Source organism: Halorubrum sp. SP3 (genome assembly GCF_005435195.1).
In the GTDB taxonomy this organism is placed as follows: Archaea; Halobacteriota; Halobacteria; order Halobacteriales; family Haloferacaceae; genus Halorubrum; species Halorubrum sodomense.
Genome location: NZ_SGTU01000485.1, coordinates 1 through 352, shown reverse-complemented (window position 1 = coordinate 352; position 352 = coordinate 1). Strand labels below are relative to the sequence as shown.

The window sequence follows — 352 nt, the reverse complement described above, 5'->3', positions numbered from 1 at the left end:
CGAGTCACCGACCTCCGGAAGACGTACCCCACCGGCGACGAGGCGCTACAGGGCGTCACGATGTCCGTCGAGGGAAGCGAGACCGTCGCGATGATCGGTCCCAGCGGGGCCGGCAAATCGACGTTCATCCGGTGTGTCAACCGGCTGACCGAGCCCAGCGGCGGTCGGGTCTACCTCGACGAGACGGAGCTGACCGGGCTCGGTGACGACGCGCTGCGGTCGGCCCGTCGCGACATCGGCATGATCTTCCAGGAGTACAACCTCGTCGAGCGGCTGACCGTGATGGAGAACGTGCTCACGGGCCGGCTGGGGTACGTCTCCGCGTGGCAGGCGTTCCGACGGTCCTTCCCTC

At 67.9% G+C, this 352-nt stretch carries 1 protein-coding gene; it reads left to right on the top strand.

What is annotated here, in order from left to right; translation table 11 throughout:
• On the top strand, positions 1 to 352 hold a 352-nt coding region (locus EXE42_RS17330; RefSeq protein WP_137707100.1), incomplete at both ends, for an ATP-binding cassette domain-containing protein.